This window comes from Flavobacterium dankookense, assembly GCF_004362665.1.
GTDB lineage: Bacteria > Bacteroidota > Bacteroidia > Flavobacteriales > Flavobacteriaceae > Flavobacterium > Flavobacterium dankookense.
The window spans coordinates 166433-181360 of record NZ_SNXR01000012.1; the positions used below are offsets into that span (position 1 = coordinate 166433).

Sequence of the window (14928 nt, forward strand, 5' to 3'; positions counted from 1 at the left end):
GGATGCCACGATGTGACAAAAAGATACTGCGAAAAGCGGGAAAATGGTTGGCAAAAATGCCCGAGCTTTTCGCTTCTAATTAGTAAAAAAATCTGCAATTTTTCTGTCGTTGCTCAATCTTGGTAATTTATTTTGTCCGCCGAGTTTACCAATGGATTTCATGTACTCTTGGAAGCCGTTTTTTGTAACTTTAGTAATCACAAGTGTTCGCAACACTTTTCCAACGATTAAATCGTCATAATAAACGTTTTGTTTTCGCATGGCATTGTCGATTTTCAAGGCAAATTCGTCCATATTTTCGGGAGTGTTTTCAAATTCGATAAACCATTCGTGATACGGCAAACCTGAATTTGGTGCAATTTGTGGCGCAACGGTAAATTCGTTTACGCTAATGGTTGTATTTTCCATCGCTTCTTTGAGCGCGGTTTCGACTTCTTTTCCGATAACGTGCTCGCCAAATGCCGAAATGTAATGCTTGATTCTGCCCGAAACAATCACTCTGTAAGGTTTCAAACTCGTGAATTGAACGGTATCGCCGATGTTGTAAGCCCAAAGTCCGGCGTTGGTGGAAAGCAATAAAACGTAGTTTACGCCAAGTTCAACTTCGCCAATGGTATAACGTTTTGGATTTTCGGTGAAAAATTCTTCTGATTTTACAAATTCGTAGAAAATTCCTGAATTTAAAAGCAATAACATTCCTTTTTCTGATTGTAAATCTTGGTAAGCAAAAAATCCTTCGGAAGCTGGAAAAAGTTCTATAGAATCGACTTTTCGCCCGATAAGTTTTTCAAATTTGGCGCGATAAGGTTCATAATTTACGCCACCGTAAATGAACAAATTGAAGTTTTTGAAAATTTCGCCAACAGGTTTTCCTCCTTTTTGTTCTAATTTTTCAAAATACATTTGCACCCAAGACGGAATTCCCGAAATGACGCTCATATCTTCGTTGAACGTTTCTTCAACAATGGCATCGACTTTGGTTTCCCAATCTTCTATGCAGTTGGTTTCCCAGCTTGGCATTCGGTTTTTTTGAAGGTATTTTGGAACAAAATGAGCTACAATTCCCGAAAGTCGCCCGAGTTTAATTCCGTTTTTATCTTCGAGAATTGGACTTCCTTGGAGGAAAATCATTTTACCGTCAACAAAATCGGCTTTTCCTGTTTCGTATATGTAACTTAAAATAGCATTTCGTGCTGCTTGAATATGAAAAGGCATTGATTCTTTGGTCAGCGGAATGTATTTTGCTCCCGATGTTGTTCCTGAGGTTTTGGCAAAATAAATTGGTTTTCCTTTCCAAAGGATATTTTCTTCGCCTTTAACCATTCTATCCACATAAGGTCGAAGTTCTTCGTAATCTCTTATTGGAACTTGCTTTGCAAAGTCTTCAAAGTTTTTGATTTCAGAAAAATGATGGTCTTTTCCAAAAACGGTATCTTTTGCTTGAAAAATTAATTCCTGGAAAACTTTTTGTTGCGTTTCCACAGGATTATTTGCCCAAGCTTGGGTTTTTTTATGAATATGTTTGGCAAATAATTGGGCTGCAAATGACTTAATCGACATAATTTTAAAGATTTGGGAAATTCTTTTTGATGGCTTTTTCGGTAGTGTAAAATATATAAACACAAACTAGAATTGATAATCCAATTCCAACGATTAACTGAACTTTTTCATCAGGATGAAACACCATTCCTAAAAATGAAATAGCAACCAAAAACAGTGCGCTTTGTAGCATTTTAATGGAAGAATATTTTTGGGAGAAATTCCAAACTTGTTGGTTTCTCATTGAATTTCCTGTTCGATAACCATAAAAATCGTTTATTTTTTTGGGTGGAAATCTTAGTGTAATGAAAGCCGTAATGAAAAATACAATACCGATTAAAAAAGGCATAAAAAATAAATTTTCAATTATATAAGTTAAAATTGCTTCCATACTATTCAAATTCTATAAAAATACTTGGGTCAATTGGAAAACCGTCTTTCCACAACTCAAAATGCAAATGAATTCCGGTTGATTCGCTTCCGGTTGAACCAGCAAGCGCAATAACTTCGCCTGTTCTAACTGCATCACCTTGACTAGCGGTTAAAGATGCTGCGTGTTTATAAACCGAAATAAATCCGTTGTTATGACGAATGATAACCACGTTTCCGGTTGTTGGTGTCCAATCGGCAAAAATTACGGTTCCGTTTAGTGTTGCTTTTATCGGTGTGTTTTTTGCTAAAGCTACATCTATAGCAAAATGTTTGTTTTTAGCATTAAATTTTTCGGTAATACTTCCTTTGGCTGGCGGAAACAAAACAGTACTAACCTTTGGCTTTGCTTTTTCGAAAAGATTGTATTTATCTTCTCTTGCTACTGTTTCTCGGAGTTTTAGTTCTTCATCTGATGGTTTTAAATCGTCTTCTGAAACGGGTTCAGATTCTTCAATTAGTAAAGAATCTTTACTAAATTTTGCATACTCTAAATCGCCAGTCAAAATCTTTTTTATTGATGCGATATAAGCTTCGTTTTTCTGCAATGCTTTTGATAGCGAGTCGGATTTTAGCGCTAATTCAGTAGCATCTTTTTTCAATTTTGATGAAGCATATCCTGGAATATATTCGCGAAGTGGTGTAAAAGCAATGATAAACGTGGTTACAAAAATTATCAATAAAGCGCCAACTGTTGCCACTACAAAAACATTCATCAAGGTCAATCGCAACGAAAAAATTTCTTCAAATGTATCTTCATTCAAAATAACCAAACGGTTTTTTGTGAATAATTTTTTCTTGATGATTTTTCGTTTCAGTCTTTTTTCAGACATGTTTTTAGTATTGTTTTACAAATATAGAAAATTAACTTCAGTACTAGTTTTATACTTTAAACGAACTTTAAGCATATTTATTATAGTTTTAAGAGAAAAACATTCATTTTCTTTTTACCTTTGCTTCGTTATTTATAAAAAGAATCAGCGAAAGCTTAAAAATTTATATCATGGGAAGAATTGGCATGACCGAAATACTAATAATCCTAGCAATTGTTTTGTTGCTTTTTGGAGGTAAAAAAATTCCAGAATTAATGAAAGGTTTAGGAACTGGAATTAAAGAATTCAAAGATGCTTCTAAAGGTGAAGACAAACAACCTGCAAATTCTAAAAAAGAAGAAGAAACTAAATAAATAGAAAATTCTAATTTAAAAAATTCCAAATTCCAATAAGTTATTGGGATTTGGAATTTTGTTTTTTTTACCTATTAAAGTATCATTGTCAGCTGAATTCGCTTTCTTTCTTCATCAACCTCAACGACTTTTACTTGAACGTGTTGGTGTAATTTCACCACTTCGTTTACATCGGAAACAAATCCTTCTTTAAGTTGTGAAATGTGTACCAATCCACTTTCTTTAATTCCGATATCGACAAAACAACCAAATGCTGTAATGTTATTGACAATTCCTGGCAAAATCATACCAGAACGAACGTCTTTAATTGTTTTTACGTTAGCATCAAATTCGAAAATTTTGGCGGCTTTTCTTGGATCTAATCCTGGTTTTTCGAGTTCTTTCAGAATGTCTTTTATTCCCAAAATTCCAATATCGTTGGTGATGTAATTTTCGGGTTTTATTAAAGCTATTTTTTCTTTGTTGGCAATTAATTCGTTGTTTTTTAATCCTAAATCTTTTGCCATTTTTTCCACAATTCCATACGCTTCGGGATGAACAGCTGAATTGTCTAACGGATTTTTTCCGTCTTTTATTCGGATGAAAGCTGCGGCTTGCTGAAACGCTTTTTCGCCTAATCTTGGCACTTTTTTGATTTGTTTTCGGTCTTCAAATGGTCCGTTTTCCGAACGATATGCCACGATATTTTCTGCCATCTTCTCGCCTATTCCAGAAACGTAGCTCAACAACGATTTACTCGCAGTATTGATATTTATTCCAACCGAATTCACGCAACGAACAACGGTATTATCTAATTCTTCTTTCAGTTTAGTTTGGTCAACATCGTGCTGATATTGTCCAACTCCGATGGATTTTGGGTCGATTTTTACCAATTCTGCCAAAGGATCAGAAAGTCGTCTTCCAATAGAAACTGAACCACGAACCGTTACGTCATAATTTGGAAATTCATCACGTGCAATTTTACTTGCTGAATACACTGATGCTCCAGCTTCGGAAACTACAAAAACCTGAACTGGCTTATCAAATGCAATTTTTTTGATGAAAAATTCAGTTTCGCGAGAAGCTGTTCCGTTTCCGATAGAAATGGCTTCAATGTTGTATGCGTTGACCATCGATTTTATCTTTTTCATAGCCATCGCAGTTTCATTTTGTGGCTGATGCGGATAAATGGTTTCGTTGTATAACAAATCGCCTTTTTCATCGAGACAAACCACTTTACAACCACTTCGAAAACCTGGATCGATTGCTAAAATTCGCTTTTCGCCTAATGGTAGCGCAAGTAATAATTGACCTAAATTATTGGTAAAAACGTCAATTGCGGTTTTATCGGCTTTGGCTTTAGCTTCTTGTAACGTTTCGTTAGAAATAGCAGGTTCAAGCAATCGTTTATAGCTATCGTTTATAGCCATTTCTAAATGTGGTTTTGATTCGGAACGAGCATTTTTTATAACATTTTCTTCAATGAAATCAATAGCTTCTTCTTTTTCTATTTCAACATTTAGTTTAACAAAACCTTCGGCTTCGGCACGCAACATAGCTAATAATCGATGTGATGGTGCTTTTGAAATTGGTTCAGCCCAATCGAAATATTGTTTGAATTTTTGAGCGTTTTCTTCTTCGGCTTTCTTTTTTACCACTTTAGTTTCAATAACAGCTTTTCGTTGGAAAATTCGTCTCAAATTTTTTCTGATAAAAATATTTTCGTTAATCCATTCAGCAATAATGTCTCTTGCTCCTTGAAGTGCTTCGTCTTCGTTTGCAACGTTTTTATTTAAATATTTTGAGGCAATAAAATCAATATTTTCATTTGATTGTGACATGATAATTTTTGCCAAAGGTTCCAATCCATTCTCGCGAGCAACATCCGCTTTTGTTTTTTTCTTCTTTTTATAAGGCAAATACAAATCTTCAATTTCCTGTAAATCAAAGCTTTTTTCGATTTTAAATTTTAATTCAGCCGATAGTTGTCCTTGTTCTTCTATGGATTTTAAAACGCTTTCTTTTCGTTTTATAATTTCGTCAAATTGTTTTGAAAGCTTAGCAATTTGCTCAATTATAACTTCGTCTAAATTACCCGTTTGGTCTTTTCGGTAACGAGAAATAAACGGAATAGTGCAATCTTCTGATAATAATTTTAGCGTTGCTTCGATGTTTTTATCTGTTGTACTGATTACAGATTTTATATATTGAATGTTAGTCATTTGTACAATTTAAATTAATCCTGAACAATAAAATTTTTTGGGTCTTCTTTTTTATACTCAGGTTGAATATTGATGTGATTGATATGGAATTGTGTGAATAAAACTTGTTCAATTTTATCCAAAAGAACATTGAATTCGCTCATTTTTATGTCTTCGGAACAATCCAGATGCGCTTCGAGATGCAATTCGTCATCGTTTAAATTCCAAATATGAATGTGGTGTAACTTATTTACGCCTTCTATTTTATGAACCTCGCGAACAAGTGCTTTGATATCAATATGATCTGGTGTAAAAAGCATTAAAATTTTGGTGGATGATTTGATTAAATCGATACCAACTACTATCAAATAAATTGCAATTAAAATTGTCATTACACTATCAACCCAAAACCAACCGAAAAATTTCATCAACAATCCTCCGATTAAAACAGCAACAGAAGCCATCATATCGGTAAATAAATGAAAGTAAGCCGATTTCATATTAAGGTTGTGTTCGGCATCTTTTTTTAGTAATAAAGCGGAAAATCCATTTACAATAATTCCTAAAAGTGACAACCAAATTACTAAATTAGATTCGATAATTTTAGGCTCAACAAAACGCTCTATTGCACCATAAATAAGAAACAGCGCCACAATAATCAGCGTTGAAGCGTTTACAAAAGCAGCTATAAGTTCAGCACGTTTGTATCCAAAAGTATGATTTAAAGAAGCTTTTCGTTTGGATAGTTTATTAGCATACAAACTGAAAACTAAAGTCAATACATCACTAAAATTGTGTAAAGCATCTGAAATTAAAGCCAAACTTCCCGATAGAATTCCGCCAATAATTTGAGCTAGAGTAATGACTAAGTTGAGTAAAATGGAATAAACTAAGTTTCTCCCTTTTACTTCGTGTTTATGAATATGAACTTCAGACATTATTGCTTGTAATCAAATTATAAATTGTAAAACCAATATTCATATACACTATACCAACTGGAATATTTAATATCATCAAAAAGAGGGAAACTAAAATTGGTTTTTTAAAGTTTCTTTTTTTATAGAGACCATATAAGAGTAAGTAGGAAAAAAAAGTATTTACAAAAACCGCACATACAAGAAATAATAAGCTTAAATAAATTACACCATGATAGCGTGTAAAATAATATAATAACAAAATTAAACTTCCTGTAATAAAAGTTAGTAAAGCAATTTTTCTGCTTACAATAATTTGTTCTTCAATATTTTTTATAGAAAATTCCATCTAAACACAAGCTATTTTATCAACTCTATTTGCGTGTCTTCCACCTTCAAAATCGGTATTTAAAAAAGTATCAACCATTTCTACCGCTTGAGGAATAGAAGTAAATCGTGCTGGAATACTTATGATATTTGCATTATTGTGCTGACGAGCTAAGGCTGCAATTTCTTTTGTCCAACAAAGTGCTGCTCGAATTCCTTGGTGTTTATTGGCAGTCATAGCAATCCCATTTCCCGAACCACAAATTACAATTCCAAAATCAGCTTTTCTGGTTTCAACGTCAATAGCAACAGGATGTCCAAAATCTGGATAATCAACGCTATCAAAAGTATTAGTTCCGTGATTTAAAATTTCGTATCCTTTAGTTTGTAAATAATCAACAATTGCTTTTTTATAATCTGGTCCAGCGTGATCGTTTCCAATGGAGATTTTCATAGTAAGTTGTATGTAGTTATTGAGTACAAATTTACGGAATCTATTGCTTGATTTTTTAGTTTATTACAACTACTTGATTTTTAAAAGATAAAGAAATTATATCATTATTAAAAATATATAACTATCTGATAATCATTAAAAAAAATACAATATAAATGTTAAAATTATGATATGTTGATAGTGTTTTGCAAATCCTTGATAATCAGTTAACTTTAATTTAACATCAATTGTTAACAACTTTGGATAGAAAATTAGAAGTTTTTTTAGGTTGTATTTCTTTTTTTTCTAATCAAAAATTGGAATCAAAAAATCAAATTTAGTTTCGTTTTTTTTTAGAAAATTTATCAGCATTTAAAACTAAGTTTTCAACAGAAACTAACAATTAAACTTATCAGCAATTTTAGTCGTTTTTTAGATGTTAACAACTGTTAATAAATTCTAAATTTTAATTCATTTTTAGAACTTTACAATTTCTTTACATTGTTAATTTCTCTGTATAAGTATAGAAAACTTTTAAAAAGTGATTTTCAATAAAAAGTTATTGTAACTATTAACACGCTATAATAACCATCATATTTTTTAAAAATTTTAAAATTCTTTTTTGTTGTTTTTAATATATGTTGACAACTTTTAAAATTTAAACGATTTTTAAATTATTATTCAAGTTATCCAAAATAGTTTGAACTATTTCTTTATCGTTTGGATGAACTTTAAGTTTAATCCCGCCAAATGCTAAACTAGCAAATGGATCAACAGAAACAATCGTTTCATTTTCGAAGTAATGAACAATACCTTCGTTTTCTAAAACAGATTTCAGAACTACAATTTCTTGAGGAAAATTAAATATAGCAATCGTTATAAAATCTGTCATTTTATGATTTTTTATAAAGGTAATAAATGTTATTTTTTAATTAAAACTAATCACTAAATACTAATTACTAATTACTATTTCGTAATTTTCAGCATTAATAGAAGAGATACAATGAGTAAGAAACCTAAAAAATTTGGAAAAAATGTAAAAACATTTTCCGAAAAGATATTTAAAATACTATCAAAAAATGCCAATAAGCCATTCAATTATAAACAAATAGCTGCTATTCTTGAATTGGATGATACTAAAAGTAGAAATGAAATAATTAAGGATTTAAAAATTCTTGCAGCTCAAAAACTGATTATTGAGTCCGAGCCAGGAAAATATTTAGTTAAAGCAACAAATCAAAAATACTACGAAGGTAAAATTGATATGACCAGCCGAAAAGCAGGTTATTTTGTTTGTGATGAATTAGAAAACGATGTTTTTGTTCCGTTTGTAAATTTAAATCATGCTTTGGATGGCGATACCGTTAAAGCTTATGTTTATGATAGAAGAAGTTCTAGAAAACCTGAAGCTGAAGTTTTAGAAATTTTAGAGCGTGCCAAAGAAGAATTTGTTGGCGTTATTGATATTCAAAAGAATTTTGGATTTGTCACGACTGCCAATGCTAAAATGTACACAGATATTTTTATTCCAAAAAATAAATTAGCCGATGCTCAACACGGTGATGTTGTATTAGTAAAACTAGAAGATTGGCCAGCAAAAGCCGACTCTCCTTTTGGTTCCGTGATTAAAGTTCTAGGAAAACCAGGAGAACATAACACTGAAATTCATGCAATTTTAGCCGAATATGGTTTACCGTATGATTTTCCGATTGAAGTTGATGCTTATGCCAATAAACTCGATACTTCGATAACCGAACAAGAAATAGCAAAACGTCGAGATATGCGCGATGTTTTGACATTTACCATTGATCCAAAAGATGCAAAAGATTTTGATGATGCATTATCGTTTCAAGTTTTAGACAACGGAAATTTTGAAATTGGTGTTCATATTGCTGATGTTTCTCATTATTTACAAGAAGGAACAATTTTGGATAATGAAGCGTATAACAGAGCAACTTCAGTATATTTAGTGGATAGAGTTGTTCCAATGTTACCGGAAGTTTTATCAAATTTTGCTTGTTCACTTCGTCCACATGAAGAAAAATATACATTTTCAGCTATTTTTGAATTAACTCCAAAAGCAGAAGTTGTCAATCAATGGTTTGGTCGAACAATAATTTATTCTGATCAACGATTTGCTTATGAAGAAGCACAGCAAATTATTGAAACTAAATCCGATATAATTCCGGCTGAAATTTCTCTTACCGGAAAGGAATATCAAGTTCCAAAACCAATCGTTGAAGCAACTTTAAAATTAGACGAATTAGCTAAAATTCTTCGTAGAAAAAGAATGGCAGCTGGCGCAATTTCGTTTGATAAAGTAGAAGTAAAATTCAATTTAAATGAAGAAGCTGAACCTGTTGGCGTTTTCTTTAAAGTTTCCAAAGATGCTAATCATTTGATTGAAGAATTTATGCTTTTAGCCAATCGAAAAGTGGCCGAATTTATAGGGAAACAAAAGAAGACTTTTGTGTATAGAATTCACGATGAACCAAATGAAGATAAATTGATAAACTTGCAAACAGTTATTTCGAAATTTGGTTATTCCATTAATATGAAATCCAAACAAGATATTTCAAAATCATTAAACAATTTATTGAATGAAGTAAATGGTAAAAAAGAACAAAATTTAGTCGATACGTTAACCATTCGAAGTATGAGTAAAGCAAAATATTCAACTGAAAATATTGGTCATTATGGATTAGCTTTTGATTATTACAGTCATTTTACATCGCCAATTCGAAGATATCCAGATGTAATGGTTCATAGATTATTGCAATTTTATTTAGATGGAGGAAAATCTGCCGATGCTGAAATCTTTGAAGAAAAATGTGAACATTCCAGTAATATGGAAGGTTTAGCAGCTCAAGCCGAACGAGATTCTGTAAAATACATGCAAGTAAAATACATGCAAGATCACAAAGACCAGGAATTTTTAGGCGTAATTTCAGGTGTAACCGAATGGGGAATTTATGTAGAAATTATCGAAAACAAATGCGAAGGAATGGTTAGAATTCGTGAAATAAAAGAAGATTATTATGTTTTTGATGAAAAGCAATACGCATTGGTTGGACAAGTTTCTAAAGGTTTACTACAACTTGGAGATGAAGTTTATGTAAAAGTAAAAACTGCTGATTTGGTTAAAAAACAGTTGGATTTTCACTTTATTAGAAGAAATGAATAGGTATATTTTTGTCATACTGAGCGCAGTCGAAGTGTTTTATAAAATTTAAAATTTATGAAAAAAATAATTTATAGTTTATTAGTATTCAGTTCAATAGCATTTGGACAAACAGAAAAAAATGTAGGTGATTTTACTAAAGTAACTTCATTTGATCAGATAGATGTTTTATTGGTTAAAAGCAATGAAAATAAAGCTGTAATCGATGGAAAAGGAGCAAACGAAGTGGAATTTGTAAATAAAAATGGTGAATTAAAAATAAGAATGCCATTGAGTAAAATGCTAAAAGGCGATGATATTTCGGTAACGCTTTATTATAAAAATATCGATGCAGTTGAAGCTAATGAAGGTTCAAGAATTGCCTGTGGCGATGAAATAAAAACCGTAGCATTCGACATAAAAGTAAAAGAAGGTTCAGAAGTAAAATTGAAACTTGATGTTCAAAAATTAACCGCAAGAGTGGCGAACGGTTCAAAAATTGAAGTCACAGGAAATGCTGTAAATCAGGATGTTTTAGCCAATTCTGGAGGAATTTATGAAGGTAAAGATTTAAAGACAAATCAAACTACTATTACCGCAAATGCTGGTGGTGAAGCAGATATTTTTGCAACCGATTTTGTTGATGCAAAAGTTCGAGCAGGTGGCGATATTACGATTTACGGTAAACCAAAACAAATCAATCAAAAAGTTGTTGCCGGCGGAAATATTACAGAAGCAAAATAGAAATAGTTTTAAAAATTAATTCTAAATTGCATTGTCAAAAAAACAAACATGATTTTAAACGATATTTTATCTGCCATTCCACTTGGTTTTTTTCTAAGTTTTATGATTGGACCAGTGTTTTTTGTATTACTTGAAACTAGTGTCATCAAAGGATTTAGAGCTGCTATTTTTTTTGATTTAGGTGTTGTTTTAGCAGATGTTGTTTTTATTCTTATTGCTTTTTTTAGTAGTTATCGATTAATTCAAAGTATAAAAGATGATCCTGCATTATTCATTTTTGGTGGATTAGTTATGCTTACTTATGGAATTATTTCCTTTGTAAAAAACAAAAAGGAATCTAAGAAAAGCTTAGATGAAATTGACCCAAAAGAATTAGCAAAAACCAATTATTTATCACTTTTCATAAAAGGTTTTTTTCTTAATTTTATTAATATCGGTGTATTGGGTTTTTGGCTCGCTATTTTAATTACCATTGGTCCACAATTAGAGTTAAAACCATCTCGAATGATTACTTTTTTCTCTACATTAATTATTGTTTATTTCATAACAGATATTTTTAAAATTATAGCAGCTAAACAATTACGTAATAAACTCAACCCAAAAAATATCCTTTTAATCAAAAAATTTATCAGTATTGTTTTGATTATTTGTGGAGTAGTTTTATTATCACAAGCTTGGTTTCCAAAAGAAAGAAAGATTGTAAATTCTGCTTTTGAACAATTAGAAGAGAAGAAATAAAATAGTTTTTTTCACTGATCTTGTCATTTCGACGTTAGGAGAAATCACATAATATAAAGCAATACAAACTAATGTAATGAGATTCCTCCTTCGTCGGAATGACAAGTTTGCTTTAAATACTAGGTTTTAATTAATTTTTTCCAAAAATTAAAAGCAAAAAATAAACATTTTTTTGTATCTCTTATTGAAGCATCTCCCGAAACTTCAGAACGGATTCTATCTTATCTTTAATTAATTTTTCTAAAAATTTAAAATAAAAAAACTCCTAATTTCTTAGAAGGTTTTTAAGCATCTGCCGAAACTTCAGGACGGATTCGAACATAACTTTAATTAATTTTTTCTAAAAATTTAGAAAAAAAAAAGAGACACATTTCTGTATCTCTTCTTAAGGCATCTCCCGAAGCTTCGGGACGGATTCGAACATATCTTTAATTAATTTTTTCTAAAAATTTAGAACAAAAAAAAAGAGACACATTTCTGTATCTCTTCTTAAGGCATCTCCCGAAGCTTCGGGACGGATTCGAACATATCTTTAATTAATTTTTTCTAAAAATTTAGAACAAAAAAAAAGAGACACATTTCTGTATCTCTTCTTAAGGCATCTCCCGAAGCTTCGGGACGGATTCGAACATCACTTTAATTAATTTTTTCTAAAAATTTAGAACAAAAAAAAGAGACACATTTCTGTATCTCTTTTTGAGGCATCTCCCGAAGCTTCGGGACGGATTCGAACATATCTTTAATTAATTTTTTCTAAAAATTTAGAACAAAAAAAAGAGACACATTTCTGTATCTCTTTTTGAGGCATCGTCCGGATTCGAACCGGAGTATACGGTTTTGCAGACCGGTGCCTAGCCGCTCGGCCACGATGCCGTTTTTATTGGATTGCAAATATAGAAAACAATTGATAATTAATAATTAAAAATTAAAAAATTAATTCCTGTATTCTTCCATTTCAATTGTAACCGCTTCAACATCGCCGCCAATTGGTGGATTTAACTTTGAAACAGCTAACAAAATTCTAGAAACAGATGGAATTTCATCAAAAATCCTTTTTATAATTCGATGTGCAACATGTTCTAATAATTTAGAGCGAATTGCCATTTCTTCTTCCACTATCCTATTTAGAAGCACATAATCAACCGTATCTTTTAACTCATCTGATAAAGAAGATTTCCTCAAATCAGTTTTAATTTCCAAATCAACTCGATAGTCAGAACCTATCTTTGCCTCTTCTACCAAACAACCGTGAAATGAAAAAGTTCTTATATTTTGTAATTTTATTGTTCCCATATTTTTTGTTTTCAGTCTCAGTTTTCAGTCTCAGTTGCAAGTTTATAAAAGAAAACTATAAACTGTAAACCGAAAACTCCAAACTTTTTTATCTTTGCTAAAATTACAAAATATCTATGTCAACAGAAGAAAAATCACTGAATTTCTTAGAACAAATTATCGAGGAAGATTTAAAAAATGGTTTATCAAAAGATAAGCTTCGTTTTCGTTTTCCGCCAGAACCAAACGGTTATTTACACGTTGGTCATGCAAGTGCAATTTGTTTAAATTTTGGATTAGGAATTGATTATCAGTCGCCAGTAAATTTACGTTTTGACGACACCAATCCAGCAAAGGAAGAACAGGAATATGTTGATGCTATCAAAAAAGACATTGAATGGTTGGGTTATCAATGGGCAAACGAATGTTATGCTTCCGACTATTTTCAACAATTATACGATTGGGCTGTTGAGTTTATCAAAAAAGGTAAAGCCTATGTTGATAGTCAATCTTCTGAAGAAATGGCAAAACAAAAAGGAACGCCAACGCAAGTTGGAACTGATTCACCTTACAGAAATCGTTCGGTTGAAGAGAATTTAGACCTTTTTGAACGCATGAAAAATGGCGAATTTGAAGAAGGAACGCATATTCTTCGTGCTAAAATTGACATGTCACATAACAATATGTTGATGCGTGATCCAATCATGTATCGTATTTTGAAAAAACATCATCATCGTACAGGAAATGATTGGTGTATTTATCCAATGTATGATTGGGCTCATGGCGAAAGTGATTATTTGGAACAAATTTCGCACTCGTTTTGTACACTAGAATTTTTGCCTCACAGAGAATTATACGATTGGTTTTTAGACCAAGTTTATGACGAAACAAAAGTGCGTCCAAAGCAAAGAGAATTTGCTCGAAGAAACCTTTCTCATACTGTAGTTTCTAAACGAAAATTATTGCAATTAGTTGAAGAAAAGCATGTTAACGGTTGGGATGATCCGCGAATGAGTACCATTTCAGGAATGCGTCGCCGTGGTTATCCGCCAATGGCAATTCGTAATTTTGCTAAAACTATTGGTATTGCAAAACGAACCAACTTGATTGATGTTTCACTTTTGGAGTTTTGCGTTCGCGAAGAATTGAATAAAACTGCACCACGAGTTATGGCAGTTTTAAATCCAGTGAAATTAGTAATTACCAATTATCCTGATGGAAAAGAAGAATGGCTTGAAGCCGAAAATAATCCGGAAGAAGAAGTAATGACGTATAGAAAAGTGCCTTTTTCTAAGGAATTATATATCGAAAGAGAAGATTTTCAGGAAGAAGCAAACAAGAAATTTTTCCGTTTAACTTTAGGTACAGAAGTACGTTTAAAAAATGCGTATATCATTAAAGGTGAAAGCGTTATAAAAGACGAAAACGGAACGATTACCGAAATTCACTGTACGTATGATACCGATTCTCGCAGCGGAAGTGGAACAGAAGCTTCTCAAAGAAAAGTAAAAGGAACAATTCATTGGGTTTCTATTAATCATGCAATTTCTGCTGAAGTTCGCAGTTATGACCGATTATTTTCTAATGAAAGTCCGGATGGAAATAAAGAAATCGACTTTAAAGAATTTATCAATCCAAATTCTTTAGAAATTATTACTGGTTATGTGGAACCAAGTTTGCAATCGGCTAAAGATTTAGACCAATTTCAATTTCAACGTTTAGGTTATTTTTGTGTTGATAAAGACTCATCTCCTTCCAACTTAGTTTTTAATAAAACGGTTGGTTTGAGAGACACTTGGGCAAAAGTGGAAAGTAAAGAATAAAAATTAAACTATAAGTTTTACTAATCAAAATCCTGAAACACTTCGGTATTTTTCTATTATTATAAAAAGTTATTAATAATTGAAAATTAATTAGTTTTTATTATCAAAAACGACCTTCATATTTTGTTTTTAATTCATTTTTAAAAATTGCTAAAGTGTTTTTACATAAATTATAAAAACTCC

At 31.6% G+C, this 14928-nt stretch carries 13 protein-coding genes and 1 tRNA gene; 5 read left to right on the forward strand and 9 right to left on the reverse strand.

The annotated features are described in order from the left end of the window. Positions 1-75 precede the first annotated feature (75 nt). From BC748_RS04825 to BC748_RS04835, 3 genes are read right to left on the reverse strand one after another with little or no spacing between them, the layout of a single operon-like run. The gene (locus BC748_RS04825) at positions 76-1560 is read right to left on the reverse strand and encodes a GH3 auxin-responsive promoter family protein (RefSeq protein ID WP_133532339.1); all 1485 of its coding nucleotides are present in this window, start codon (positions 1558-1560) and stop codon (positions 76-78) included. 4 nt (positions 1561-1564) lie between these two features. Beyond that, positions 1565-1930, reverse strand: a complete 366-nt coding sequence (locus BC748_RS04830; protein ID WP_133532340.1) for an SdpI family protein — start codon at positions 1928-1930, stop codon at positions 1565-1567. Between the two features lies 1 nt (position 1931). Continuing rightward, positions 1932-2801, reverse strand: coding sequence for a M23 family metallopeptidase (locus tag BC748_RS04835; RefSeq protein ID WP_133532341.1), 870 nt, complete (start codon positions 2799-2801; stop codon positions 1932-1934). A 170-nt stretch (positions 2802-2971) separates the two neighbouring features. On the opposite strand from BC748_RS04835, the gene BC748_RS04840 reads away from it, so the two are divergent. Beyond that, complete coding sequence (locus tag BC748_RS04840; protein ID WP_133532342.1) at positions 2972-3154, forward strand: Sec-independent protein translocase subunit TatA/TatB; 183 nt, start codon at positions 2972-2974, stop codon at positions 3152-3154. Positions 3155-3228: 74 nt separating this feature from the next. On the opposite strand, the gene BC748_RS04845 is transcribed toward BC748_RS04840, so the two are convergent. The 4 genes from BC748_RS04845 to BC748_RS04860 form a co-directional block, all read right to left on the reverse strand. Then, a complete protein-coding gene (locus BC748_RS04845) occupies positions 3229-5355 on the reverse strand; it encodes a Tex family protein (RefSeq protein WP_133532343.1) in 2127 nt (708 codons plus the stop codon). A 14-nt stretch (positions 5356-5369) separates the two neighbouring features. Then, positions 5370-6272, reverse strand: coding sequence for a cation diffusion facilitator family transporter (locus BC748_RS04850; RefSeq protein ID WP_133532344.1), 903 nt, complete (start codon positions 6270-6272; stop codon positions 5370-5372). A 325-nt stretch (positions 6273-6597) separates the two neighbouring features. Next, positions 6598-7029, reverse strand: coding sequence for a ribose 5-phosphate isomerase B (rpiB, locus tag BC748_RS04855; RefSeq protein WP_133532345.1), 432 nt, complete (start codon positions 7027-7029; stop codon positions 6598-6600). Positions 7030-7666: 637 nt separating this feature from the next. After that, positions 7667-7900 (reverse strand): DUF2007 domain-containing protein, encoded by a 234-nt coding sequence (locus BC748_RS04860; RefSeq protein ID WP_133532346.1) that lies wholly within the window; start codon positions 7898-7900, stop codon positions 7667-7669. Between the two features lie 111 nt (positions 7901-8011). On the opposite strand from BC748_RS04860, the gene rnr reads away from it, so the two are divergent. From rnr to BC748_RS04875, 3 genes are read left to right on the forward strand one after another with little or no spacing between them, the layout of a single operon-like run. After that, positions 8012-10192 (forward strand): ribonuclease R, encoded by a 2181-nt coding sequence (rnr, locus tag BC748_RS04865; RefSeq protein WP_133532347.1) that lies wholly within the window; start codon positions 8012-8014, stop codon positions 10190-10192. A 54-nt stretch (positions 10193-10246) separates the two neighbouring features. After that, the gene (locus BC748_RS04870; RefSeq protein ID WP_133532348.1) at positions 10247-10912 is read left to right on the forward strand and encodes a head GIN domain-containing protein; all 666 of its coding nucleotides are present in this window, start codon (positions 10247-10249) and stop codon (positions 10910-10912) included. A gap of 51 nt (positions 10913-10963) precedes the next feature. Then, entirely contained in the window at positions 10964-11650 is a 687-nt protein-coding gene (locus BC748_RS04875) for a LysE family translocator (RefSeq protein WP_133532681.1), read from the forward strand. Between the two features lie 802 nt (positions 11651-12452). Here BC748_RS04875 and BC748_RS04880 read toward each other — a convergent pair. Together BC748_RS04880 and folB are read right to left on the reverse strand one after the other, a co-directional pair. Continuing rightward, positions 12453-12523: transfer RNA gene (locus BC748_RS04880), tRNA-Cys, on the reverse strand. Positions 12524-12583: 60 nt separating this feature from the next. Next, a complete protein-coding gene (gene folB / locus BC748_RS04885; RefSeq protein ID WP_133532349.1) occupies positions 12584-12943 on the reverse strand; it encodes a dihydroneopterin aldolase in 360 nt (119 codons plus the stop codon). Between the two features lie 116 nt (positions 12944-13059). Between folB and BC748_RS04890 the strand changes: the two genes are divergently transcribed. Next, a complete protein-coding gene (locus BC748_RS04890) occupies positions 13060-14745 on the forward strand; it encodes a glutamine--tRNA ligase/YqeY domain fusion protein (RefSeq protein WP_133532350.1) in 1686 nt (561 codons plus the stop codon). Positions 14746-14928: the final 183 nt, after the last annotated feature.

Coding starts and splice junctions, on each gene's coding strand:
- BC748_RS04825 (WP_133532339.1), bottom strand. CDS start 1,560: ATGTCGATTAAGTCATTTGCAGCCCAATTATTTGCCAAACATATTCAT.
- BC748_RS04830 (WP_133532340.1), bottom strand. CDS start 1,930: ATGGAAGCAATTTTAACTTATATAATTGAAAATTTATTTTTTATGCCT.
- BC748_RS04835 (WP_133532341.1), bottom strand. CDS start 2,801: ATGTCTGAAAAAAGACTGAAACGAAAAATCATCAAGAAAAAATTATTC.
- BC748_RS04840 (WP_133532342.1), top strand. CDS start 2,972: ATGGGAAGAATTGGCATGACCGAAATACTAATAATCCTAGCAATTGTT.
- BC748_RS04845 (WP_133532343.1), bottom strand. CDS start 5,355: ATGACTAACATTCAATATATAAAATCTGTAATCAGTACAACAGATAAA.
- BC748_RS04850 (WP_133532344.1), bottom strand. CDS start 6,272: ATGTCTGAAGTTCATATTCATAAACACGAAGTAAAAGGGAGAAACTTA.
- rpiB (WP_133532345.1), bottom strand. CDS start 7,029: ATGAAAATCTCCATTGGAAACGATCACGCTGGACCAGATTATAAAAAA.
- BC748_RS04860 (WP_133532346.1), bottom strand. CDS start 7,900: ATGACAGATTTTATAACGATTGCTATATTTAATTTTCCTCAAGAAATT.
- rnr (WP_133532347.1), top strand. CDS start 8,012: ATGAGTAAGAAACCTAAAAAATTTGGAAAAAATGTAAAAACATTTTCC.
- BC748_RS04870 (WP_133532348.1), top strand. CDS start 10,247: ATGAAAAAAATAATTTATAGTTTATTAGTATTCAGTTCAATAGCATTT.
- folB (WP_133532349.1), bottom strand. CDS start 12,943: ATGGGAACAATAAAATTACAAAATATAAGAACTTTTTCATTTCACGGT.
- BC748_RS04890 (WP_133532350.1), top strand. CDS start 13,060: ATGTCAACAGAAGAAAAATCACTGAATTTCTTAGAACAAATTATCGAG.